This is a genomic window from Neptuniibacter sp. QD57_21, assembly GCF_047778075.1.
In the GTDB taxonomy this organism is placed as follows: Bacteria; Pseudomonadota; Gammaproteobacteria; order Pseudomonadales; family Balneatricaceae; genus Neptuniibacter.
This window is the reverse complement of record NZ_CP180549.1, coordinates 1,432,007-1,457,796: the sequence shown is the minus strand read 5'-3', so window position 1 is coordinate 1,457,796 and position 25,790 is coordinate 1,432,007. Positions and strand designations below refer to the sequence as shown.

Sequence of the window (25,790 nt, the reverse complement as noted above, 5' to 3'; positions counted from 1 at the left end):
TTTGATAGACAGATAAATCGAAATAAATAAATCTAACGATCAAAATCCGTGTAAGAATCCAACTCCCGTTCAACTGGCACTTCCCACTTTTCAAGAAGCTTACGCGCCTTCTCAAACTTTTCCTCAGCATCTACTCTGAGATGACCAAGAGAGCCCGTCATTGACGCACGCACGCGAAGCATTTGGTATTTAAATAACGGCATCAATTTACGCTCGATATAAGTACCGCAAATCTTTTCTTGCTGCATTACGACAGCAGGATCAGAGGATTCAAACAATTGGGACTCTAGTTTTATTAAAGCCTGTACATCTTGGCAGAGCTCCAATTGCTCTTGCGCAGACATTGCAGCAAGTACATAGGAACCTGAAATTGGGGTAAAAGCAGCAATCGATGTTGCAACTTTTCTTTCTGACCTTTTAACAGCTTGACCCACTGTTACTTTACGATGAATTAGAAATTGCCGCTGCATGTACGCAGACTTTTCTAATAACAGCTTATTTTCTTTTTTAAGATCAAAATTTTCTTTGCTATAAGTTCGCATATCCTTAATCGGACCTAAGGCTTTATATTCAGCCAACTCTGAATACATCTTATAACCAAAGAAACCTGCACCGCCAACAACTGCTAAGCCAACAATTGAAGCAACACCTATCACGATAAGGTTTTTCATAAACGATCTGCACTTAAAATAATGTTATTTAACAATCACATTATACAAATAATGTTTCAACACCTATTTATTCGGGCAATAAAAAAGGCAGCCTAAGCTGCCTTTTTTAGAGATGTTATAGCTTACCAGCCAGTAACTTCTTTTAGTGCATCGCCGATCTGAGCAAGAGAACGTACAGTCTTAACGCCTGCATCTTCAAGTGCTGCGAATTTCTCATCAGCAGTACCTTTACCACCAGAGATGATCGCACCAGCGTGACCCATACGCTTACCAGCAGGTGCAGTAACACCAGCAATGTAAGAAACAACAGGCTTAGTAACGTTTGCTTTGATGTAAGCAGCCGCTTCTTCTTCTGCAGTACCACCGATCTCACCGATCATTACAATCGCTTCAGTCTGTGGATCATTCTGGAACATTTCCAGAATATCGATGAAGTTAGAACCAGGGATTGGGTCACCACCGATACCTACACAAGTAGACTGACCGAAACCTGCATCTGTAGTCTGCTTAACAGCTTCATAAGTTAGAGTACCAGAACGGGAAACAATACCTACTTTACCTGGTAGGTGAATGTGACCTGGCATAATACCAATCTTACATTCGCCTGGAGTGATAACACCTGGGCAGTTAGGGCCGATTAGGCGTACACCTAGCTCGTCACACTTAACTTTACACTCAAGCATATCCATAACGGGGATGTGCTCAGTGATACAAACGATTAGCTTAACGCCACCGTTTGCAGCTTCTAGGATAGAATCTTTACAGAACGGAGCTGGAACGTAGATAACAGATGCATCTGCGCCAGTCGCTTCTACAGCTTCTGCAACAGTGTTGAATACAGGTAGACCTAGGTGAGTTGTACCACCTTTACCTGGAGTTACACCGCCAACCATCTGCGTACCGTACGCGATAGCTTGTTCAGAGTGGAAGGTACCTTGACCACCAGTGAAACCTTGGCAGATTACTTTGGTGTCTTTATTAATCAAAACGGACATTATTTACCCTCCGCTGCGTTTACTGCTTGCTGAGCTGCATCAGTCAAGCTAGTAGCTGCGATGATGTCTAGACCAGATTCAGCAAGAAGCTTAGAACCTAGATCAGCATTGTTACCTTCCAGACGTACAACAACTGGTACGTTTACACCTACTTCTTTAACTGCGCCGATGATACCTTCAGCAATTAGGTCACAACGTACGATACCGCCGAAGATGTTAACCAATACAGTCTTAACTTTTTCGTCAGCTAGGATTAGTTTGAACGCTTCAGTAACACGCTCTTTAGTCGCGCCACCACCAACGTCAAGGAAGTTAGCTGGGAAACCACCGTGTAGAGCAACGATGTCCATAGTACCCATCGCAAGACCAGCACCGTTAACCATGCAGCCGATAGTGCCGTCTAGAGCAACGTAGTTTAGATCCCACTCAGCAGCGTGTGCTTCACGCTCATCTTCCTGAGATGGATCGTGCATAGCTTGAAGATCTTTGTGACGGTAAACAGCGTTGCCATCGATCGCTACTTTAGCGTCTAGGCAGTGCAAGTTACCTTCATCAGTAATAACCAGAGGGTTAATCTCTAGAAGAGCCAGATCTTTTTCTTGGAACATCTGAGCTAGACCCAAGAAGATTTTTACGAACTGCTTAATCTGGTCGCCTTCTAGGCCCAGTTTAAACGCAAGATCGCGACCCTGGTAAGGCTGAGCACCCGTTAGCGGATCAACTTCAGCTTTAAGAATCTTTTCTGGAGTTTCTTCTGCAACTGTCTCGATTTCAACACCACCTTCAGTAGATGCCATGAAAACGATACGGCGAGTAGAACGGTCTACAACAGCACCAAGATATAGCTCGTTTGCAATATCTGTGCAGTCTTCAACCAAAATTTTAGAAACAGGCTGACCATTTTCGTCAGTCTGGAATGTAACTAGGTTTTTGCCCAGCCAGTTAGCTGCAAACTCTTGCGCTTCTGCAGGAGAGTCAACCAACTTAACACCGCCAGCCTTACCACGGCCGCCAGCGTGCACCTGAGTTTTAACAACCCACTTATCACCACCAATTTTTTCAGCAGCTTCAGCCGCTGCTTCTGGAGTATCTACTGCGTATCCTTTGGATACCGGCAGACCATATTCGGCAAACAGCTGTTTACCCTGGTACTCATGAAGATTCATGCTCTAACCCGTTGTGTTATCACTATATGATTTTTTCTGTATCAGGGATCTAAATACGCCCCTGTAACAGCCCTGTTGGTTCTAGCAACAAGTTTTATATACGGCTTACTCCTTGTAAGAGTAAGCCGGATCTCTCTGTGCTAATTACTTAGCGTTTTTTGCGATTCGCCATATGAATCGCGTGTCCATCAACTGCTAGCGCTGCTTCATGTACAGCCTCACTTACAGTCGGATGGGCAAATACTGTCATCTGAAGGTCTTCTGCACTTGAGCAGAATTCCATAGCGATAGCAGCTTGACCGATAAGCTCGGAAGCAATACCACCAACCATGTGAACACCCAGAATACGATCAGTTTCTTCGCAAGCGATCATCTTAACGAAACCTTCGGTATCGTTAGCAGCCATGGCACGACCGGAAGCAGCAAATGGGAATTTACCCACTTTAACTTTAACGCCTTCAGCCTTAAGCTCTTGCTCAGTTTTACCAACCCAAGCTAGTTCAGGATGCGTGTAGATGATGTTTGGAATAACGTCATAGTTAAGCTGTGCATGGTGACCAGCAATGATGTCAGCAACCATGATGCCTTCTTCAGAAGCCTTATGCGCAAGCATTGGGCCACGAACAGAATCACCAATCGCATATACACCAGGAACACCAGTCTGACATTTCTCGTCAACGAAGATGAAGCCACGCTCATCTAGAGAAACACCAGAGTCATCAGCAAGTAGACCTTGCGTCTGTGGCTTACGGCCTACAGCAACGATCAACTTATCAACAACCATTTCCTGCTCACCGTTGGCATCAGTGTATTTAACTTTCACTTCTTTGCCGTCGATGATTTCAGTGCCTGTGCAACGAGCACCAAGCTTGATGTCTAGCTTCTGTTTCTTGAACAGTTTTGCAGCTTCTTTAGCTACATCTTTATCTGCTAGCGCAAGGAAATCGTCCATTGCTTCAAGTACAGTAACTTCTGTACCTAAACGCGCCCAAACTGAGCCCATTTCCAAACCGATAACTCCGGCACCGATAACACCCAAACGTTTAGGCGTTTCATCGATATCTAGTGCGCCCGCATTATCAAGGATCAAACCTTCAGTAAGCGGCGCTGGTGGGATTTCAACCGGTACAGAACCAGACGCTAGAATCACGTTCTCAGCATCGTAAGTAGTAGAAGAACCGTCAGCTGCAGTCACTTCAACTTTCTTACCGCCGTGCAATTTGCCCATACCCTGAAGCAAAGTTACACCGTTTGCTTTAAACAGACCCGCAATACCGCCAGTTAGGTTGCCTACGATCTTGTCTTTACGAGCAACCATCGCTTTAACATCCATAGTGACATCGCCACCCGTTTGGATGCCGTGCACGTCAGCATGCTGAGCATTGTGGAACTGGTGTGTAGATTCCAGTAGAGCTTTTGAAGGAATACAACCTACGTTTAGGCATGTACCACCTAGAACTGCTGCTCCTTTATCATCAACCCACTTTTCAACACACGCAGTTTTCAGACCAAGCTGTGCTGCACGGATCGCAGCTACATAACCGCCAGGACCCGCACCTACAACAATAACGTCAAATTTATCAGACATGTTTTATCCTATCTTCACTCTGTTCTTATCAGGACTAACCTTAAACCTCTAGTAGCATACGTGCAGGATCTTCTAGAAGGTCCTTAATTGTCACTAGGAATTGTACAGCTTCCTTACCATCAATCATACGGTGATCGTATGACAGAGCGAGGTACATCATTGGCAGGATCTCAACCTGGCCGTTTACAGCCATTGGACGTTCCTGAATTTTATGCATACCTAGAATAGCAGTTTGTGGTGGGTTCAAGATTGGAGTAGACATCAAAGAACCGAATACACCACCGTTAGTGATTGTGAATGTACCGCCCTGCATGTCGTCCATACCAAGCTTACCTTCACGACCACGCTTACCGAAATCAGCGATAGTAGACTCAACGTCTGCTAGGCTCATTACATCAGTGTCACGTAGTACTGGTACCATCAAACCACGGTCAGTAGAAACAGCTACACCGATATCTTGGTAGCCATGGTAAACCATGTCATTTCCGTCGATAGACGCGTTAACTGCTGGGAATTTCTTCAGTGCTTCAGTTGCAGCTTTAACGAAGAAAGACATGAAACCAAGACGAGTACCGTTGTGAGTTTTCTCGAATAGGTCTTTGTACTGCTTACGCAGTTCCATAACCGGCTTCATGTTTACTTCATTGTAAGTAGTAAGCATTGCAGCATTTTGCTGTGCTTCAACTAGACGTTTAGCAATTGTTGCACGTAGACGAGTCATTGGAACTCGTTTCTCTACACGCTCACCTGCTGGAACGTTAACTGGTGCAGCAGCTTGTGCTGGAGCAGCAGATGCCGCAGGAGCAGGTGCTGCTGCAGGTGCTTGTGCACCATTTTTGATGAAGTTCTGAACGTCTTCTTTAGTGATACCACCATTTTTGCCAGTACCAGTAATTTGGGATGCATCTAGGCCGTTTTCGTCGATCAGCTTACGTGCGGCAGGGCCAACTTTGTCAGCATCACCTGCAGGAGCCGCAGCTTCTTCAGCAGCAGCTGGTGCAGCAGAACCTGCAGCACCCGCTTCAAACTTAGCGATCACTTCATCACTAAGAACCGTGTCGCCTTCGCCTTTTAGTACTTCAGCAATAACACCATCTTCTGGCGCTACAACTTCTAGTACAACTTTATCAGTTTCGATATCAACAATAAGCTCGTCTGCTGAGCATGCTTCACCTGGCTGTTTGTGCCAAGTTGCGATTGTGCCGTCTGCTACAGATTCTGGGAACGTCGGCGCTTTGATTTCGATGGACATGTTTTTTCCTTTATCGTTATCACCGTCAGGCGATTAATAATTGTGGTTAATCGCCTGATCAACCGTTAAGTGCATCATTAACTAGTTTTTCCTGCTGCTCAGCGTGTACAGAAATGTACCCTACTGCTGGAGCTGCAGATGCTGGACGGGCTACCCCTTCCAAATGTAACTTGCTGTCATGTTTGTGTAGAACATGACGCATATGGTGCTGCATTGAGTACCATGCGCCCTGGTTCATTGGTTCTTCTTGACACCAAACTACAGATTCTAAGTTTGTATACTCAGAGATTGCTTCTGCCAATTGTGCTTCTGGGAATGGATATAGCTGCTCGATACGAACGATTGCAACATCATCTTTTTCCAATTCAGCACGGCGGTTGTAAAGGTCGTAGTAAACCTTACCACCACACAGTACAAGACGTTTCACCTTCTTAGGCTCTAACTGATCAACTTCACCAATAACTGGCTGGAATGAACCATCTGCTAGATCTTCAAGAGTAGAAACCGCTTGTTTATGACGCAACAAACTCTTCGGAGACATAACAACTAGAGGCTTACGTAGCGGACGTACAACCTGACGACGCAGCAAGTGGAAAATCTGTGCTGGCGTAGTTGGTGTAACAACCTGAATGTTGTGCTCTGCACACAATTGTAAGTAACGCTCTAGACGCGCTGAAGAGTGCTCTGGGCCCTGACCTTCGAAACCGTGAGGCAACAACATTGTCAGACCACATAGGCGCTGCCATTTATGTTCACCAGAAGTGATGAACTGGTCAATTACTACCTGTGCACCGTTGGCGAAATCACCGAACTGAGCTTCCCAAATAACTAGCGCATTTGGCATCGTAGTCGCATAACCGTACTCAAACGCAAGTACCGCTTCTTCCGATAGGAAAGAGTCATGCAATGTTAGACGAGGCTGCTCATCGGAAAGATTATCTAATGGCAGGTAAGTTTCAGCTGTCTTCTGATCATGTAGTACCGCGTGACGGTGAGAGAACGTACCACGCCCCACATCCTGACCCGTGATACGAATTGGATGACCTTCAGCAAGGATAGTTGCATAAGCAAGAGATTCAGCCATACCCCAGTTCAATTCCATTGCACCGTGAGCCATACGCTTACGGTCATCAATGATTTTTTGAACTTGGCGCTGAACTGCGAAACCTTCAGGCGTTTCACAAATCTTATTACCTAGCTCTTGCAGCAACTTAAGATCAACTTTGGTTTCTGGGCAGTCGAATGACCACTCATGACCTAGGTAAGGCTTCCAATCTACAAACAGTTCAGAGTTTGGCTCATGTACAAGTGACTTAACAACATGCTCGCCATTCTCTAGCAGCTTACGGTACTCTTTCTCCATCGCCTTGCTTTCTTCAAGTGTAACAACACCTTCAGAAATCAACTGCTGAGCGTAAAGTTCACGCGTAGTTTTCTGCTTTTTGATCTGCGCGTACATCAACGGTTGTGTACCAGATGGTTCATCAGCTTCGTTGTGACCGCGACGACGGTAACAGAACAAGTCAATTACAACGTCTTTCTTAAATTCGTTACGGTAATCAACAGCCAGCTGTGTAACAAAACGAACTGCTTCAGGGTCATCGCCATTTACGTGGAAGATAGGCGCCTGAATCATTTTCGCAACATCGGTAGAGTACTCAGTTGAACGTGAGTCTTCTTGCTTAGATGTTGTAAAACCAACTTGGTTGTTAACTACAATATGGATTGTGCCGCCTGTTTTATATGCACGGGTCTGAGACATCTGGAATGTCTCCATTACTACACCCTGACCACAGAAAGCTTGGTCTCCGTGAATATTTACAGGAACAACAGAAGTACCATCAGCATCTTCACGACGATCCTGACGCGCGCGTACAGAACCTTCTACTACCGGAGCAGCAATCTCTAGGTGAGATGGGTTAAATGCCATAGCGATGTGAACTTCACCGCCTTCAGTTTCTACGTTAGATGAGAAACCTTGGTGGTACTTAACGTCACCAGATGTATCTACAACACGCTTCCCTTCAAATTCGTCAAACAAATCAGCTGGGTTTTTACCAAAGATATTAACAAGCGTATTTAGACGGCCACGGTGAGCCATGCCGATAACAACTTCTTTCGCACCCTGTTTACCAGCACGCTGAATTAGCGTGTTTAGGGATACGATCATTGACTCGCCACCTTCCAGACCGAAGCGCTTAGCACCGGCATAACGAGAGCCCAAGTATTTCTCAAGACCTTCAGCAGCTGTTAGGCGCTCAAGAATCATTTTCTTCTTGTTAACTTCAGCTTCTGGATGTGAGCGAACAGGCTCTAAACGAGACTGAATCCAACGCTTTTCTTGTGTATCAACGATGTGCATGTACTCTGCACCGACCGTTGTACAATACGTTTTCTTCAGATCAGCAACGATATCACGCAGCGGAGCTTCTTCAGGACCGAAGAACAGAGAACCTAGCTGGAATACAGTATCGTAATCAGCTTCAGACAGCTCATGGAAACGCAGATCAAGATCCGGTACATCTTCACGTTGCATCAAACCTAATGGATCGATGTTGGCAACCTGATGACCACGTACACGGTAAGCGTTGATCATACGCAATACACGAACCTGCTTTTTCTCATGTTCGGAACTAACCGAACTTACAGCAGTTGGCGCAGCGCGTTTTTGGTTTTTAGATAGATAGAGAAAATGTTCTCTGATAGCAGAATGCGGCACATCCTGTGTCAGATTTTCGCCAACTTTTGGTAGTCGGTCGAATTCTTCTCGCCATTCCTGAGGAACCGCATTTGGATCCATCAGGTAAGTTTCGTACAGTTCTTCAACGTATGAAAGGTTGCCACCATAAAGGTGAGCATTCTTCCACATGAGATCCATGATGCTTTCTTGCATTCTTGATCACCCTGGCTCTGGGAGCTTTTTGATTCTATCGGGATCTTCCGATAGATATCGCTCCTCTTTGAGTTACCTTCAATCCCCCGATCAAACAGCTTTAACTGTCTCGGGATTCTTATATTAAAGCTTTTGGAAGCAAGCTTTAATCATTCTTTATGCGAATATGGTAATTTTTTTACAAAAAATTCTTTTTTCTTTTTCAAACACAAAAAAGCGGTGCCAATGGCACCGCTTTTTAGGGTAGATCAGGTTGCTTGCGCTAGCAGCATGTTGCGAATCTTGCCGATCGCCTTAGTAGGATTCAATCCTTTAGGGCAAACGTTAACGCAGTTCATGATGCCATGGCAGCGGAAGACACTGAATGGGTCATCCAAATCCGCTAGACGCTCACGAGTCGCCGTATCACGACTGTCTGCCAAGAAGCGGTACGCTTGAAGCAGGCCAGAAGGACCGATGAACTTATCTGGGTTCCACCAGAAAGACGGACAAGAAGTTGAGCAGCATGCACAAAGAATACACTCGTACAGACCATCCAACTCAGCACGATCTTCCGGAGACTGCAGACGCTCAATCGCAGGCGGCGGAGTATCGTTGATCAAGAACGGCTTGATTTTCTCGTAAGCTTTGTAGAACTGAGTCATATCTACAACAAGGTCACGGATAACCGGTAGACCTGGTAGAGGACGCAGTACAAGCTTATCGTCTTTAACTACAGCAGATAACGGAGTAATACATGCAAGACCGTTAAGGCCGTTCATGTTCATACCGTCTGAACCACATACACCTTCACGACAAGAACGACGATACGCCATAGACGGATCTTTGTCCTTTAGAAGCTGTAGCAAATCCAACACCATAATGTCCTTACCACCAGGAATATCGATATGAATATCCTGCATGTAAGGAGCATCGTCTGTTTCAGGATTGTAGCGATATACACTAACCAACATGATAGAAGCTCCTTAGTAAGTACGTGTTTTAGGTGGGAATGGTTCCATTGTCTTAGGTGCAAAGTTAACTGCACGCTTACCAATGGTTTTATCCGTAGGGAAGTAGACAGAATGGCATAACCAATTCTCATCATCACGATCAGTAAAGTCGTTACGTGCGTGGGCACCACGAGATTCTTTACGCTCTTCCGCAGCGATTGCAGTCGCTTCAGCCACTTCAAACAAGTTTTCAAGCTCAAGCGCTTCAATACGCGCAGTATTAAATGCTTGGCTCTTATCTTCTAGATGAAGGTTATTGATCTTCTCGCGAATGCCTTTCAGCAATTCAAGACCTTTCTGCATACTTTCGCCGTCACGGAATACACCGAAGTAAAGCTGCATCGTGCTCTGTAGCTCTTTACGAACTTCAGATACGCTCTCACCACCCGTTGAGTTATTTAGGCGGTTCAGACGAGCCATTGCAGCTTCAATGTTCTCTTCAGTAGCACTTGCCACTTCGTAACCATCACGCATTTGCTGTTCGATCTGCATACCAGCTGCACGACCAAATACAACAAGGTCAAGCAGTGAGTTGCCACCTAGACGGTTAGCACCGTGTACAGATACACATGCAACTTCACCACAAGCGTAAAGACCGTCAACAATCTGATCTTCACCGTCTTTATTAGGAGCAATTGCCTGACCACCAATGTTAGTTGCAACACCACCCATCTGATAGTGACAAGTTGGAACAACTGGAATCGGCTTAACAACTGGGTCTGTAGCTGCGAATGTTTTAGACAGTTCACAGATACCAGGTAGACGTGAATGAAGAACCTCTTCACCCAAGTGATCCATCTTCAAGTAAACGTGATCACCATCTTCACCACAACCACGACCTTCTAGGATCTCAAGGATCATAGAACGTGCCACAACGTCACGACCTGCTAGGTCTTTAGCGTTTGGCGCGTAACGCTCCATGAAGCGCTCGCCGTCTTTGTTGATTAGGTAACCACCTTCACCACGACAACCTTCAGTTACAAGTACACCTGCACCTGCGATACCGGTTGGGTGGAACTGCCACATCTCCATATCCTGCGCCGGAACACCCGCACGCAGAGACATACCCATACCGTCACCAGTATTGATAAGAGCGTTAGTAGTAGAAGAGTAGATACGGCCAGCACCGCCTGTTGCGAGAACAGTCGCTTTAGCCTTGATGTATACAGTCTCACCTGTTTCGATGCAGATAGCGATACAGCCAACAACTGCGCCATCGTCATTCTTAACTAGGTCTACTGCGTACCACTCATTAAGGAAGGTAGTACCTGCTTTCATGTTGCCCTGGTATAGAGCATGAAGCAGTGCGTGACCAGTACGGTCTGCTGCAGCACATGTACGTGCAGCCTGACCACCTTCACCAAAATTCTTAGACTGACCACCGAAAGGACGCTGGTAGATACGGCCTGTTTCAGTACGGGAGAACGGAAGACCCATGTGGTCTAGTTCGAATACCGCCTGAGGACCTACAGAACACATGTATTCGATAGCGTCTTGGTCACCGATGTAATCAGAACCTTTAACGGTATCGTACATGTGCCAACGCCAGTCGTCGTTTGGATCAGCACTTGCGATCGCACAAGTAATACCGCCTTGAGCGGATACTGTGTGAGATCGAGTTGGGAATACTTTTGTTACACAAGCAGTGTTTAGACCACTTTGTGCAAGCTGAAGTGCAGCACGCATGCCTGCACCACCGCCACCGACAACAATCGCGTCGAAAGTAAGCGTACGTAGTTTAGACATCTTTTAAACACCCCACAAAATCTGAATGCCCCACACAACGTAGATAAACGTTAGGAGACCACATGCAGATTGAAACACGAAACGCAAACCAGTTGGCTTAATATAGTCAGTAGAAACAGACCACATACCAATCCATACGTGTGCAGCAAAGGATAGTAGCGCTAGCATTGTAAAGATGCGCATTGCAGTTCCTTCGAACAAACCAACCCACATTTCGTAAGTTAGTTCTGCGCCAAATGCTAGATAACCAATCATAAAGATTGTGTATACAGCTAGGATTACCGCGCTTACACGCTGAATCATCCAGTCATACAGGCCACTACGGCCAAAGCTAGTAATACTAGTTACCATATCCATACTCCCGAAATGAGGATTGCTGCAACAGCTAGACCCAAGGTCACTTTCGCTGCCATCTGACCACTTTCAAGTTCTTCACAGTGGCCAAAATCCATTACCAGGTGTTTGATGCCCGCGAAGAAGTGGTATAGCAATGCTGATACACTTCCCCACGCTATAAGCTTCGCGAAGAAGCCATTCTCAAACATATCAACAGCTTCATTGAAGCCCGCTTCTGATTCCAGGGACAAACCCAAAGCATACATTGCAAACACAGCACCAAAGAATAGCGCCACGCCTGTCACACGATGCAGGATGGATGTAATCGCCGGTAGCGGCATTTTGATAGTTTGAAGATCTAAATTTACAGGTCTTTTCTTATTCACGGCTCTTGTTCACACTTTTTACGGCCCCTTTGCAGGGCTCGGTTGCTCGGAAGTGTTGAAGATAAGTACCTCGCTCCTCAAGCATATCCATAATATATGAACTAATATAATAGGACATAAACTAGGGATAAACTTCGGGGCGAGAGTATAAGCATTTCACCTTGACAATACAACGCAAACACAGCGTAGTTCGCCTTTTGTCTAGGACCTTACGGCATATCAAAAGTCGTACAACCAAATGACTATTCAGCCTTAGTACCATTCCTGATAAAAATTCATCCGTTTTTGCTGCGATGCGGTAACTAACCCATTTAGTCGGATTGACAAACTTTTTTCAGTCTCTATATTGTGTGGGTCCAATTTATCGGGCCAAGACTCTTAGATCTGACTAATAAGAAAGTCAAAACAGAACTAAAACATAATGATAGGAGCCTTTTAATGGCTGATAAGAAAGCACGTTTAACAGTCGACGGTCTGGATGAAGCTATTGAGCTTCCAGTGTATTCAGGCACTCTAGGTCCAGACGTAATTGATGTGCGCCCACTGACTGGCAAAGGCCTGTTCACGTACGACCCTGGTTTTGTTTCCACAGCTGCGTGTGACTCTAGCATCACTTTCATCGATGGCGGCAAAGGCGTGCTACTGCACGGCGGTTACCCAATCGACGAGCTAGCAGAAAAATCAGACTACATGGAAGTGTGCTACCTACTATTGAACGGCGAACTGCCAAGCGCAGAGCAAAAGGCTAAATTCGTAGAAACTGTGAAGAACCACACCATGGTTCATGAGCAACTAAACCACTTCTATAACGGCTTCCGTCGTGACGCTCACCCAATGGCGATCATGTGCGGCGTGGTTGGCGCTCTTTCTTCGTTCTACCATGACTCTCTAGACATCGATAACGAACATCACCGTGAAGTTTGTGCATACCGCCTAATCGCGAAAATGCCTACTATTGCTGCGATGTGCTTCAAGTACTCGAACGGTCAACCGTTTATGTACCCACGCAACGATCTGAGCTATGCAGGCAACTTCCTGCAGATGATGTTCGGTACACCTTGCGAAGAGTATCAGGTTAACCCTGTACTTGAGAAAGCAATGGACCGCATCTTCGTACTTCACGCTGACCACGAACAGAACGCATCTACTTCTACAGTACGTCTTGCGGGCTCTTCTGGCGCCAACCCATTCGCATGTATCGCTTCTGGTATCGCTGCACTTTGGGGCCCTGCTCACGGCGGTGCTAACGAAGCTGTACTTAACATGCTTGAAGAGATCGGCGATGAGTCACGCATTGATGAATTCGTTGCTAAAGCAAAAGATCCAAACGACCCATTCCGCCTAATGGGCTTCGGTCACCGCGTATATCGCAACTTCGATCCACGCGCACGCGTAATGAAGAAGTCTTGTGACGAAGTACTGGCTGAATTAGGCCTAGAAAATGATCCTCTTCTTAAGATCGCGAAACGTCTTGAGACAATCGCTATCGAAGACGAGTACTTTGCTGCACGAAAACTATACCCGAACGTAGATTTCTATTCCGGTATTATCCTGAAAGCAATTGGTATCCCAACCAACATGTTTACAGTGATCTTTGCATTGTCTCGTACAATCGGCTGGATCTCCCACTGGAGCGAGTTCCACAGCAGCCCTAACAAAATTGGTCGTCCACGCCAGCTTTACACTGGTCCGACTCAGCGTTCATACCCTAAGTAAGACGCACCAATTACCAAAAAAGCCGCTTTATGCGGCTTTTTTATTGTCTATATTCCTCAATTTACCGAACCCCAAGCGACGCTAATCTAAACGTTTCTGCCAACTCATTCGCAACATTGATATCCCGCCTATAGCGCAACGATGTATAAATCATTGGCAATTCAGGCAAACCAAGACGCTCTCCAATCAACTTAACCCCTGGCAGAACAGCACTCCTCGGCCTCACAGTAACGCCCAAACCGCTCTTTACCGCCGCCATAAGCCCTTGATAGCTTGACGAGGTATAAACCAAGCGCCATGGAATTCCCGACTGATCCAGAGATTCAATAGAAACTCGCCTAAACTGACAAGCTTTGGAATATGACGCCATAGGTAACTCCCTACCCAACGACCAAGAGAAGCCTTCAGGACCAATCCACGCCAACGGTTCACCTCCTAAAACCTCCCCCTTCCCTGAGCCACTCAACGATAACGTGACGATAAGATCATAATCGCCCCGCTCGTACCCTAACTCCAATTCATCGCTATAACCCGTCTCTACAAACAGCCTTACCGCGGGATTCTTCCGAGCAAACCCAGCCAAGAGCTCAGGCAATACAGTTTCAGCAACACCTTGAGAGACACCTACCTTTATCTCCCCTAGCTCCCCACTACTCGCCAAGCTCGCTATCGCATCGTCCTGCAACGCCAGCATTTTCCTTGCGTAACCAACCAACATCTCCCCTTCATGCGTCAGCAGCCGCTTACGGCCGTGAGGACGGAACAGAACAGCCCCCAATTCCAGTTCTAGTTTTTTAATCTGCTGACTTACTGTGGATTGCGTCTTATGCAGGAACTCTGCCGCTCGAATAAAACCATCCCTTTCAACCACAGCAAGAAAAGTCCTCAATAATTCAGTACTTATATTGGGCTGCGCCATGCCTGCCTCTTACCAATCGCATTTTACGATCAATATAAACTATATTAATCGTTATTAATAATATAAATGAGCACGTAAGCTGGATTTAAACAGACAAGGAGAGCGTTATGCCTTACATATCAATACATGTATCCAGCGACTTGACCCAATTACAGATCAAAAACCTAGCCGAAGGTACAACAAATATCATGGCTAAAATTCTTCATAAAAAAGCAGAATTAACCGCCGTAAGTATTATAAAAATAGATAAAGAGCATTGGTTTATCGGCAATAAATTAGCCAGCAATTCGGTATCTGCCTATGTGAATGCCAAAATCAGCAAAGACACCAATACCGACAAGGAAAAGTCCGATGCACTTAGCGCATTCAATCAACTTTTGGATAACGAAATTGGGCCTCTAACACCTACCAGTTACGTAGTTTTAGATGAAGTACCCACAACAGACTGGGGCTATGACGGCTTAAGTCAGCAAGCACGAATGCTAAAAAGAACAGAATCAGGCGTAATAGATATGCAGTACTATACAGAGAAAGGAAAAAAAGAACGTTCTGATTTTATTTTTTCTAAACTACAAAAATTCAGACAAGCAATATTTAACTAAACACTACCAACAAAAAAGCCGGGCAATACCCGGCTTTTTCAATAGATCTAAAGCGACAGATTAGTTATCGCTAGTAGATTCAATCTTATGGATAGATAGGTCAGCACCGTTATACTCTTCCTCTTGAGTCAAACGTAGACCAGAAACTGCACGCACACCACCATAAACAATAACACCGCCGATCACTGCAACAGCAATACCTGCAGCCGAGCCGATTAGCTGCGACATCAAACTTACGCCACCTAAACCGCCAAGTGCTTCAGTACCAAAAATACCACAAGCGATAGCACCCCAAACACCACAAACACCGTGTAGCGGCCACACACCCAACACATCATCGATCTTCCATTTGTTCTGCTGAATTGTGAACAAGAAGACAAAGATTGCACCAGCAACAGCACCTACGACAAGAGAACCCATTGGGTGCATAACATCAGAACCAGCACATACAGCAACCAAACCAGCCAACGGGCCGTTATGGATAAAACCAGGGTCGTTTTTACCAAAGATCAGAGCAGTTATAATACCGCCAACCATCGCCATTAGCGTATTAACAGCCACTAGACCAGAGATACCATCCATTGTCTGAGCAGACATTACGTTAAAGCCGAACCAACCAATACATAGAATCCAAGCACCTAACGCCAAGAAAGGGATATTAGATGGAGGGAACGCAACAAGACGACCACCTTTATAGCGACCATTTCGAATACCCAGCATGATCACAGCAACTAGCGCTAACCAGCCACCGACACCGTGCACTACCACAGAACCTGCAAAATCATGGAATGCCGCACCAAAATTAGCCTCCAACCAATCTTGGAAACCAAAGTTACCATTCCAGATAATGCCTTCGAAGAACGGATATACAAACGCCACAATAAGAGATGAGGCAATCAAGAACGGCCAGAACTTAGCACGCTCAGCAATACCACCCGATACGATCGCAGGAATTGCAGCCGCAAACGTCATTAAGAAGAAGAACTTAACTAGTTCATAACCATTATTTGCAGCTAATTCAGCAGCAGGGGAGAAGAATGTAACGCCGTAAGCAACCCAATAACCTACAAAGAAGTAAGCCATGGCAGAAAAACCAAAATCGGTCAGAATTTTAACTAACGCATTCACTTGGTTTTTGTGGCGAACCGTACCAACTTCAAGAAAAGCAAAGCCGGCATGCATGGCAAAGACCATGATCGCCCCCATCAAAATGAATAGAGTATTAGAACTCTGAATAAGCGTCTCAACTGCGCTGTTGACGTTTTCCACTTGGTGTCTCCCGTTTCTTTTTGTGCACCATATTAGAACCACAACCTAAAACTGCGCTTCATTTTGGTGCACTATTATAGTGCATATTATTCTGTGATATTGCTGCTACTATGCCAACTAGGCTTAAAAGCCCCGAAACATAGCTGCTTAAACTGCAATTCACCAAAATAGTGCTAGTAACAAATTTTTTATGCCTTAATAGTAAGCACTATATGTGCCAGATTTATTAAAGCGCACAATTTGCGAGCACAATCACTTATGACGAATACGGAAACAACAATGAATTTTAGAATTACGCTTAAAATCCGGATCCAGAGTAGATTGCGTAATCTCCTCAATCTCGAATTCTGACAACGCTTCGTAGTCCAACTTAAAGCGGCGGTAGTTATTGGAGAAGTACAACACCCCATCTGCACGTAAACAGCGCATAGCCCCTTCTATAAGGTCTACGTGGTCGCGCTGCACATCAAGCACTCCAGCCATTCGCTTAGAGTTAGAAAACGTTGGAGGGTCCATAAAAATCAGATCGTATGCTGGCCCTCTTTGCATCCGCAACCACTTTAAGCAGTCCGCCTGTGCTTGCTGATGCTCTTTTGTATCGAGGCTATTTAGATCTAAATTTCGCTTAGCCCAGTTAAGATAAGTAGCCGACATATCAACACTGGTTGTGGATTTAGCGCCACCCTTGGCAGCATGCACAGAAGCAGTGCCTGTGTAACAGAACAGGTTTAAGAAATCCTTACCAGCCGCTTCTTTCTGAATCTGATAACGAATTGCTCGATGATCCAAAAACAAACCGGTATCAAGATAATCGTGCAAGTTGACCAGCAAACGGCAACCGTGTTCGTTAATCTCTTTAAAGCGGTGAGTTTCAGAGTGCTTTTCATACTGATTAACACCCTGCTGTTTTTTACGCTGCTTTAAAATTACCTTTTCTGGAGATACCTCTAAGGTTACCGGTAACGCATTCATCACATCTTGTAGACGAGCAAATGTTTTTACCGGATCAATCTTCTTAGGTGCGGCATATTCTTGGACATGTACTTCGTCTTTGTAGATATCCACTGCAACAGAGTACTCAGGAATATCCGCATCGTAGAGACGGTAGCTCTCTATATTGTCGCGTTTAACCCACTTAGCCAGCTGCTTACGATTTTTCTTTAAACGATTAGCAAACATCTGCGCCCCTTCACTCAAAGGAGCTGGCTCACCCTCTTGACTTACTTGCTTCTCCGCTCTCTGTTCAGACACCGGATAGATAAACAAACGACTTTCAAGCGCACCGTTAAACAGTTTATATTGCTTATCTGCGCGTAGACCTGTGACCTTACAAAGATCTGGGTTAGAGGTAAAAATAGACGCAGTCCAACCTGCAAACTGCTCTTTAAGCTTATCGCCAAGGTGTCGATACAAAAACATCAACTGCTGAGTTTCACCCAAACGCTCACCATAAGGCGGGTTGGTAATCAGCAAACCTTTACCTTCAGGTAATGTATTGCGATCCAGATCTTCTAGACGGCACGTTGTAAATTCAATAAAGTCCGCCACACCTGCCCTTTCGGCATTCTGACGAGCTGCGCGCAAAACCTTGCTATCTTGATCGCTACCAATAAGGCTCGCTTCTAATGAAAGTAAACCTTTTACTTTGCGTGCCTGAGCCTCAGCAACAAGATCTTCCCAGATATCACGCTTATGACCTGTCCAACGGGAGAATCCGAAACGCTTACGCTGTAAACCTGGCGCAATATCAGCCGCCATCAACGCTGCCTCAATAAGCAACGTGCCAGAACCACACATCGGATCAAGAACTAGACCAGATTCAGAAGAACGCTCCGGCCAACCACTGCGAATCAAAATAGCAGCCGCCAAGTTTTCTTTCATTGGCGCCTCACCTGCTTTAAGACGATAAGCACGTCGGTGCAAACTATCACCCGACATATCTAACGCAACGGTAATTTTGCCGCGGTGCATACGTACATTAATTCGTAGATCAGGTGCAACTTTGTCGATACTCGGGCGAGCACCAGTTTTATCGCGAATTTGATCGACAATTGCATCCTTAACTTTTAATGCACCAAAATGGGTATTGTTGATACCACGAGTTTGACCACTAAAATCAATCAACAACGTACCCTCGCTACGCATATGATCCAGCCAGTCAATTTGCTGAACAGCCTTGTAAAGGTCATCTGCCGTTTCTGCTTCACCTTCATAAAGAGGCATAAGAACTCTGTTAGCTAAACGAGACCATAAACAGATACGGTAAGCATCTTCCAGCTCACCTTGGCATTGAACCCCTGCCACTGTTTGCTTGGTTTCGGTAACACCCAGTTGCTGCAACTCCTCTTCAAGAAGTAACTCAAGACCCTTAGGGCATGTCAGAAACAGTTTCATACGTATCTTTACTCAGCAAATATTTCACTTAATTAACAACAGGTATGAAAAAAATTCACCCTGCTGTTCAAAAACCAATTTTTTGACTAACTTTATGAATGCAATCGTTTTTTTGCACCCACACACTAACTATTTTTATTAAGCATTAATATCATGATAGTCATATTCAATCGCACTATGATCTATTTTCCGATATTTATAGAGGTCTGGCTGCAAAACTTAAAACTCGCAGACAGATTTTAAGCGGATACCATGTCTCAAGGAACCGCTGCTCTCAAAAAACTAAAACACGAAGAGAGGCTCAATTGTATGAAGAGACAAAAGCGTGATCGTACCAGCACACTTTTTAATCGAGGTTTTCAAGCAGGATTAAGCGGTAAGTCCCGGGATAACTGTCCCGTCAATACATCAGATCTCAGAAGCCATTGGATGAGCGGATGGCGCCAAGGACGCGAAGCTCACTGGAGCGGTATGGAAGGAGTATCAGCAATACAATCCGACCCAGCTCTACACTAAACAGAATTTTCAGGCTCCCCAAGGGGAGCCTTTTTATTACCCGCTCTATTCTGAAAGCTGCTTAATCGCTTTCACAGAATCCGCAACCAATGAAGGCCCACGGTAGATAAACCCAGAATAAATTTGTACCAAACTTGCACCAGCTTCGATCTTTTCTGCCGCATCAAAACCTTCAGTGATTCCGCCTACACCAATAATTGGTAATGCTCCATCGAGCTCTTGTGCCAGCGTACGGATTACTTTAGTTGATTTATTGCGTACAGGTGCACCTGACAGGCCACCTGCTTCATCTGCAAACTCAAGCCCTTCAACACCGTCACGAGATAGGGTTGTATTGGTCGCAATCACACCATCCATTTCATAAGACTTTAGAGATGCAGCAACCAGTGCAAGTTCTTCATCCGTCATGTCCGGTGCAATTTTTACCGCAATTGGAACATAGCGGTCATGGAACTTAGCTAACTTAGCTTGTTCGGATTTAAGCGCGTCCAATAAGCTGTTTAACGACTCGCCGTACTGAAGAGTACGAAGGCCTGGTGTGTTTGGAGAAGATACGTTAACGGTAATGTAAGACGCGCGTCCGTATACCTTTCGAAGACAGTATAGGTAATCGTCATTCGCCTTCTCGTTTGGAGTATCTTTGTTTTTACCAATATTGATACCCAGAACACCTTTATAAACGCTCTTATCCAGATTAGAGAGCAGCTTATCTACACCACCGTTATTAAACCCCATACGGTTGATGATCGCTTGCTGTTCAGGCAAACGGAAAATACGTGGCTTAGGATTACCATCTTGTGGACGTGGAGTTACAGTACCCACTTCAACAAAGCCGAAGCCCATTGCAGCCATACCATCTACCGCAATGCCGTTTTTATCTAGACCTGCTGCTAAACCTACGCGGTTTGGAAAATCAATTCCCATCACCTGAACAGGATCAGATAGTACTTCAGCGCCCAGAAGCTTATTTACTCCCAAAGAAGACGCAAGATTCATCGAATGAAGCGCTACGTTGTGAGAAAGTTCGGGATCAAGCTGAAACATCAAAGATCGAGTCAGTGAATACAACATAATCAGGTCCTAGAAAAAATTTTGGCCCGATTATAGGCGAGGCGAGGATGGAATAACAGCATTGAGCACTAAGAGTGACAATGTTAACTCCCAAAAGTTATAAAGAATCACAAAATTGGTGCATTTATTACACTAACTCAGTTTCTCTATTCCCTGATATTTGCCTTGATCATCAAACAAGATTTTAAACCGACCATTAATACCATCACGTAGTAGAAATGGTTTTAAGATTCTAGCGGGGAACTGTACGCTACGACCATCAAGAGATCGGGTATAAACAGTTTCCGCGACCCCTTGATACAACATTAAAAATTTTTCAGAACTAATCCGAATATCAACCAAAATTGCTTTCATACAATACTATTTAGAGGAATGACCCTCATATACACGTTCAGGTATTAAACTGGCTTGTTTTCGCCAAATCAAACAACTCTCTTAACGCGACAGTATACATTGCATACTCTTGTTTTTTAGCACTTTTAACTTCATTGAGAACATTTTGCCAACGATCAAGTAGCCATTCATTTTCAGTACACCACTTATCGATCACCTGTTCTACTGTAGACCCTTTGACCCGCCCTTTAATAGCTGTCGCCACCAAGGCACGCTGCTGCCAATCCAAATCATCCCTAAACGCTTCTCGCGCCAACGCCTGCCAGTAATTATCAACACTCAACTTGCTGAGCTTTCTAGACAACCAATCCAATTCCAAACGCTGCCCTAAACCGAAATAAACTTGAGCTACTTGATCTGGTGGCACGTCCGCTTCATCAGCAACCTCAATTACCCCTAAAGAGGCGTATAAACAACGTGCACCCGAGATGAATTTAGCCAACTTACTCGGCACACCTGCTTCCTGATAGCGACTGAGCGCACTCTCCCAACGTGTTAATGGCTCTCCTCTGAGTAATTTTTCCTGTTTAGGGACTATTTTTCCTAGCTGAGCTCTAAAACTATCAACCTCGTTCTCGCAATCTACTTCCGCACGGCGGTTACGAACAAACCAACGCGTAGCTCGACGCATCAGATGTTGTAGCTCGTGCATCATCTCTAATTGGATATCACTGCTAACTTTATGATCGAGCTTTTCAATCTGCTGCCAAAGATTCTCAATACCGAATACATCACGAGCGAGTACATAAGCTCTAGCGATTGCCGCCTCATCGGCCCCTGTTGAAATGCGTAAGCGGTCAACAAAGTTCACCCCCATCATATTAACCATGTGGTTTGCGATTTGAGTGCCGATGATTTCTCGGCTTAGACGGTGAGCTTTTAGTTGATCACCAAACTCAGAAACCAATCTCTCAGGAAAGGCGGTAAATAGCTCTTGTGATAGATACTCATCATCAGGAATAAACGATAGGCTCAACGATTCTTTCAGCTCAGCTTTACTGTATGAGATCAGAACCGATAGCTCTGGACGGCTTAACCCCTTTTTCGATGCCCGTCGTTCATTCAGGACCTCATCGGTAGGAAGGAACTCTAGCGCTCGATCGAGCTTACCTGCCGATTCCATGTTGGTGATGTAACGCTGATACTCTGCCATCCCTTCAAAAGATCGGGACTCAGCCATAGAGATCGCTTGAACTTGTCGATAATTATTTTTCAAGACCAAAGAAGCGACTTCATCAGTCATCTCTTCAAGCAATGCATTTCGCTGCTTCTCAGTCATGTCACCATTAGCAACAACTTGATTGAGAAGAATCTTGATATTGACCTCATGGTCAGAGCAGTCCACACCTGCAGCGTTATCGATAAAGTCGGTGTTCATCCGTCCACCAGCGAGTGCATATTCCATTCGCGCCAACTGACTCATCCCCAAGTTACCGCCCTCACCTACAACTTTACAGGACAGCTCTTGACCATCTATACGCAGAGCATCATTGGCTTTATCGCCAATATCCGCATCAGTCTCGGTACTTGCCTTAACATAAGTACCAATCCCGCCATTCCAAACCAGATCTACCGGCGCTTTTAGCAGTTTATTCAGAAGATCATTCGGGGTAACAGTCGCTACCTTTTCACCAATAAGCGCCTGTATTTGTGGAGACAGAGTGATCGATTTGGCAGAGCGCTCAAAAACACCACCGCCTTCTGAGATTAATTTCTTATCGTAATCGGTCCATGCCGAACGAGGCAGCTTAAATAAGCGGTCACGCTCTTTCCAACTTTTTGCAGCATCTGGATTTGGGTCGATAAAAATGTGTAGATGGTTAAACGCTGCTACCAGACGAATATGCTTCGACAGCAACATACCATTACCAAATACATCACCTGACATATCGCCTATGCCAATCACCGTAAAGTCATCTTTATCGGTGTTTACACCCATCTCACGGAAATGCCGCTCAACAGAGACCCACGCACCTCTTGCGGTGATCCCCATTTTCTTATGGTCGTAGCCCTGACTACCGCCTGAGGCAAACGCATCACCTAACCAAAAGCCATAAGATTGCGCCAATTCGTTAGCAATGTCTGAAAAAGTCGCCGTACCTTTGTCTGCAGCCACTACTAAATAAGTGTCATCTTCATCATGGCGAATCACATCAGCAGGTGGGCTCACCTCACCTTCAACGAGGTTATCTGTAATATCTAATAAGCCACTGATAAATGTTTTGTAGCAGTTGACCCCCTCTTCAAACCACTCTTCGCGACTCATGCCATCGTGTAATGATTTAGCGACAAAGCCACCTTTAGCCCCAACAGGAACAATTACCGCATTTTTAACCTGCTGCGCTTTAACTAAACCTAAAACTTCGGTTCGGTAATCTTCCATGCGGTCGGACCAACGCAAACCACCACGAGCCACCTTACCGCCACGAAGATGAACACCCTCAACCCTAGGCGAGTAGACAAAAATTTCATATTTAGGCCGTGGTAACGGCATATCTGGGATCTCATCAGGGGACAATTTAAAAGAGAAATAGCTTTTAAGATTTTGCCTATCTTTTTGATAGAAATTTGTTCGCAGCGTTGCCTTGATAAGTAATAAATACTGACGAATCACGCGATCATCATTCAAACTACTTACATCTTCTAACGCGTCGATAATAGTGGATTCAACCGCTTCTTGATCGGCCGTGTTACCCGGTTCAAACCGTGCTTTAAAGAACTGAACAATCTTGGCGGCTATATCGACGTATGAATTTAGCGTCGTACTAATCGCTTCTGGGCTGATTGGAAAACTTATCTGTTTCATGTACGCAGCATAAGCACGAAGCATCGCCACCTCGCGCCAGCCAACCTTCCCCGCCAACACGAGACGGTTAAACTCATCATTCGCGGCTTCACTTTGCCAAATTTTTAGAAAGGCCTCTTCAAACACCTCTTTGAGTGTTGATAGCGATACAGAGCCTGCTCCTGTGTAGTGAAGATTAAAATCATGAATCCATACCAGATCACGCTTACTTTCTATTTTGTACGGGTGCTCGTCTATGACTCTTAAACCTAAATTTTCTAGCACAGGGATAACATCAGATAGAGGTAAAGATGCGCCTAGACTGAACAGTTTGAAGTTAAGGCAATTCTGTTCCTGCTCCAATGCTTGGTAAAAACTTAGCTGCAATGGCGCTTGATCGGATAGTTTTTCTATATGCTGTAGATCTACTACCGCTGTTCTAGCGGAAAAATCCGCGCTGTAACTCGCAGGAAAACCACTACCAAACTGGTTGTAAACTCGAATACCTGATTCCTCACCAAGTGTTTCAACCAAGACATCTCGCAGATCATCACACCAACTACGGGCCGCCAATCTCACCACCCGTTCTAATTTATCGGAATCAAAATCCTCGACAATGTTATCCCCACGAAGAATAAACTGCGTACGCGTCAGAATGGATTCAGAAAAATAAGTCGTAAAATCTGCATGGGTGCAGTTCAACTGCTCCATCAATAGCGACTGAATTTTGTGCCTAAAGTCAGTGCTATAAATATCCCTTGGTGAATAGACCAGACAGGAATAAAACTGACCAAAGTAATCACGGCGCACAAACAGCCGTATCTGACGTCTTTCATGAATTTGTAGCACGCCAATAACGGTCCGATAGAGGTCATCTACCGATACCTGAAATAGATCATCTCGAGGATGAATCTCTAAAATCTGTAGCAGCTCCTTCCAGTCATGGCCATGACGGTGCAAGCCAGACTTTTCCATAATCGCATCCACCTTCCGGCGTACAATTGGAATTTGGCGGGAGCTCTGAATATAAACGCTAGAGGTATATAAGCCTAAGAATCGGCATTCACCTACCACTTCACACTTCTTATTGTATTGTTTGATACTGATGTAATCAGGGTAAGTAGGACGATGAACACTGGAGGCTCGATTGGATTTCGTAAAGGAGAGAATATCGGGTATTAGAACAAAGCCTTCGGCATCACGATCATTCTCATTAACTAAAGCAGAACGGCAATGTTCATCGCAGAATTTCAACAAACCGAGTTGACTACCCGGAATAGCTTCGAGGGTTTTCTTCCCTTTCTTCTCTACTAGTTGGTATTCGTCATAACCTAAGAAGGTAAAATGATCCTTTATCCACTTAATAAAGTCATGTACTTCCGACGTAATCTCAGCATCAAAGCCTTTGATCGCCTTTGAGAAAATGTCTGCTTGAGCATCGCATCGCTCAACCATAGGCTCAAAGTCTTCTACCACCATAGTTACGTCTTCAAGGACATTTCGTAGCGCTTGCTCCAAGTCTTGAAGATCTGCAGTATCCGAATGTCTATCAACCTCGATCGAAACTAATGATTCTCTTTGAGAATTTTTAGCTCGACTGTCCTTTTTGAGTAGAGAAGATAAGCCGCCTTTATCATCCCTTTTCAAAGTCACAACCGCATTATGTATGGCGTGAATGGTTAAATTACGTCGATTAAGCTCCATTCGCAGAGAATCAACTAGGAAGGGAATATCCTTCTGCAAGACTTCAATCACGGTATGAGTCGATTGCCAACCATGCAGCTCGTAATCGGGGTTAAATACCCTGACCTTCACCTGCCCGGCTTTACGCTCTTGAAGAAACTGCCAACAAGCGAGTGTCGAACCGTAGAGATCTTCTAACTTCCATTCGAGGAGATCAGCTAACGAAGCGGATGAGTAATATAGAGTTGCAAACTCCACCAAGGCTTCAGACCTTTCTTTCGGTAATCGATTTTCTAATTCTTGGCACAGTGTTTTTAACAGATTAGCTTTTTCATCCTGGCCTAGGTATTCCATCTGCAACCCTCAATTTTTCTCAAATAATCAAAAGTATAGACAAAATGTAGCCAACAGCCGTTT

General features: G+C 45.0%; 19 protein-coding genes. 3 read left to right on the top strand and 16 right to left on the bottom strand.

What is annotated here, in order from left to right:
• Window positions 1-32 precede the first annotated feature (32 nt).
• The 10 genes from ACMXYS_RS06420 to sdhC all read right to left on the bottom strand — a co-directional run bounded on the left by ACMXYS_RS06420 (window position 33) and on the right by sdhC (window position 12,025).
• Window positions 33-671 (bottom strand): hypothetical protein, encoded by a 639-nt coding sequence (locus ACMXYS_RS06420; protein ID WP_415884194.1) that lies wholly within the window; start codon window positions 669-671, stop codon window positions 33-35.
• A gap of 122 nt (window positions 672-793) precedes the next feature.
• Window positions 794-1,666, bottom strand: a complete 873-nt coding sequence (gene sucD / locus ACMXYS_RS06415; RefSeq protein WP_415884193.1) for a succinate--CoA ligase subunit alpha — start codon at window positions 1,664-1,666, stop codon at window positions 794-796.
• Window positions 1,666-2,832 carry an ADP-forming succinate--CoA ligase subunit beta gene (sucC, locus tag ACMXYS_RS06410; protein WP_415884192.1) on the bottom strand — a complete coding sequence of 389 codons (1,167 nt, stop codon included), beginning with the start codon at window positions 2,830-2,832 and terminating at the stop codon, window positions 1,666-1,668. The genes sucD and sucC overlap by 1 nt, the downstream gene beginning before the upstream one ends.
• A gap of 148 nt (window positions 2,833-2,980) precedes the next feature.
• Window positions 2,981-4,420, bottom strand: a complete 1,440-nt coding sequence (lpdA, locus tag ACMXYS_RS06405) for a dihydrolipoyl dehydrogenase (RefSeq protein WP_415884191.1) — start codon at window positions 4,418-4,420, stop codon at window positions 2,981-2,983.
• A gap of 40 nt (window positions 4,421-4,460) precedes the next feature.
• Window positions 4,461-5,672 carry a 2-oxoglutarate dehydrogenase complex dihydrolipoyllysine-residue succinyltransferase gene (gene odhB, locus ACMXYS_RS06400; protein ID WP_415884190.1) on the bottom strand — a complete coding sequence of 404 codons (1,212 nt, stop codon included), beginning with the start codon at window positions 5,670-5,672 and terminating at the stop codon, window positions 4,461-4,463.
• A gap of 58 nt (window positions 5,673-5,730) precedes the next feature.
• Complete coding sequence (locus tag ACMXYS_RS06395) at window positions 5,731-8,565, bottom strand: 2-oxoglutarate dehydrogenase E1 component (RefSeq protein ID WP_415897970.1); 2,835 nt, start codon at window positions 8,563-8,565, stop codon at window positions 5,731-5,733.
• 248 nt (window positions 8,566-8,813) lie between these two features.
• Entirely contained in the window at window positions 8,814-9,518 is a 705-nt protein-coding gene (locus tag ACMXYS_RS06390; RefSeq protein ID WP_415884187.1) for a succinate dehydrogenase iron-sulfur subunit, read from the bottom strand.
• Between the two features lie 12 nt (window positions 9,519-9,530).
• Window positions 9,531-11,303: a succinate dehydrogenase flavoprotein subunit gene (gene sdhA / locus ACMXYS_RS06385; RefSeq protein WP_415890932.1), complete on the bottom strand. Its 1,773-nt coding sequence runs from the start codon at window positions 11,301-11,303 to the stop codon at window positions 9,531-9,533.
• A gap of 3 nt (window positions 11,304-11,306) precedes the next feature.
• On the bottom strand, window positions 11,307-11,654 hold the full coding sequence (gene sdhD / locus ACMXYS_RS06380; RefSeq protein WP_415884184.1) for a succinate dehydrogenase, hydrophobic membrane anchor protein: 348 nt from the start codon (window positions 11,652-11,654) through the stop codon (window positions 11,307-11,309).
• Window positions 11,648-12,025, bottom strand: a complete 378-nt coding sequence (gene sdhC, locus ACMXYS_RS06375) for a succinate dehydrogenase, cytochrome b556 subunit (protein WP_415884183.1) — start codon at window positions 12,023-12,025, stop codon at window positions 11,648-11,650. Before sdhC ends, sdhD begins: the two co-directional genes overlap by 7 nt.
• A 438-nt stretch (window positions 12,026-12,463) precedes the next feature.
• Here sdhC and gltA point away from each other — a divergent pair, with 438 nt between their 5' ends.
• Window positions 12,464-13,741, top strand: a complete 1,278-nt coding sequence (gltA, locus tag ACMXYS_RS06370) for a citrate synthase (protein WP_415897969.1) — start codon at window positions 12,464-12,466, stop codon at window positions 13,739-13,741.
• Between the two features lie 61 nt (window positions 13,742-13,802).
• Here gltA and ACMXYS_RS06365 read toward each other — a convergent pair whose 3' ends face one another.
• Window positions 13,803-14,660 carry a LysR substrate-binding domain-containing protein gene (locus ACMXYS_RS06365; RefSeq protein WP_415897968.1) on the bottom strand — a complete coding sequence of 286 codons (858 nt, stop codon included), beginning with the start codon at window positions 14,658-14,660 and terminating at the stop codon, window positions 13,803-13,805.
• Between the two features lie 107 nt (window positions 14,661-14,767).
• Between ACMXYS_RS06365 and ACMXYS_RS06360 the strand changes: the two genes are divergently transcribed.
• Window positions 14,768-15,262: a tautomerase family protein gene (locus tag ACMXYS_RS06360; protein ID WP_415897967.1), complete on the top strand. Its 495-nt coding sequence runs from the start codon at window positions 14,768-14,770 to the stop codon at window positions 15,260-15,262.
• A gap of 60 nt (window positions 15,263-15,322) precedes the next feature.
• Here the strand turns inward: ACMXYS_RS06360 and ACMXYS_RS06355 are convergent, their stop codons facing one another.
• Both ACMXYS_RS06355 and rlmKL read right to left on the bottom strand, forming a co-directional pair.
• Complete coding sequence (locus ACMXYS_RS06355; RefSeq protein ID WP_415897966.1) at window positions 15,323-16,531, bottom strand: ammonium transporter; 1,209 nt, start codon at window positions 16,529-16,531, stop codon at window positions 15,323-15,325.
• Between the two features lie 252 nt (window positions 16,532-16,783).
• On the bottom strand, window positions 16,784-18,925 hold the full coding sequence (gene rlmKL / locus ACMXYS_RS06350) for a bifunctional 23S rRNA (guanine(2069)-N(7))-methyltransferase RlmK/23S rRNA (guanine(2445)-N(2))-methyltransferase RlmL (protein ID WP_415884178.1): 2,142 nt from the start codon (window positions 18,923-18,925) through the stop codon (window positions 16,784-16,786).
• A gap of 309 nt (window positions 18,926-19,234) precedes the next feature.
• On the opposite strand from rlmKL, the gene rmf reads away from it, so the two are divergent.
• Window positions 19,235-19,441 carry a ribosome modulation factor gene (gene rmf / locus ACMXYS_RS06345; RefSeq protein ID WP_415884177.1) on the top strand — a complete coding sequence of 69 codons (207 nt, stop codon included), beginning with the start codon at window positions 19,235-19,237 and terminating at the stop codon, window positions 19,439-19,441.
• Between the two features lie 45 nt (window positions 19,442-19,486).
• Here rmf and ACMXYS_RS06340 read toward each other — a convergent pair whose 3' ends face one another.
• The 3 genes from ACMXYS_RS06340 to ACMXYS_RS06330 all read right to left on the bottom strand — a co-directional run bounded on the left by ACMXYS_RS06340 (window position 19,487) and on the right by ACMXYS_RS06330 (window position 25,727).
• Window positions 19,487-20,512, bottom strand: a complete 1,026-nt coding sequence (locus tag ACMXYS_RS06340) for a quinone-dependent dihydroorotate dehydrogenase (protein ID WP_415884176.1) — start codon at window positions 20,510-20,512, stop codon at window positions 19,487-19,489.
• Between the two features lie 132 nt (window positions 20,513-20,644).
• A complete protein-coding gene (locus tag ACMXYS_RS06335) occupies window positions 20,645-20,866 on the bottom strand; it encodes a DUF2835 domain-containing protein (RefSeq protein ID WP_415884175.1) in 222 nt (73 codons plus the stop codon).
• Between the two features lie 37 nt (window positions 20,867-20,903).
• On the bottom strand, window positions 20,904-25,727 hold the full coding sequence (locus tag ACMXYS_RS06330; protein ID WP_415897965.1) for an NAD-glutamate dehydrogenase: 4,824 nt from the start codon (window positions 25,725-25,727) through the stop codon (window positions 20,904-20,906).
• Window positions 25,728-25,790 lie beyond the last annotated feature (63 nt).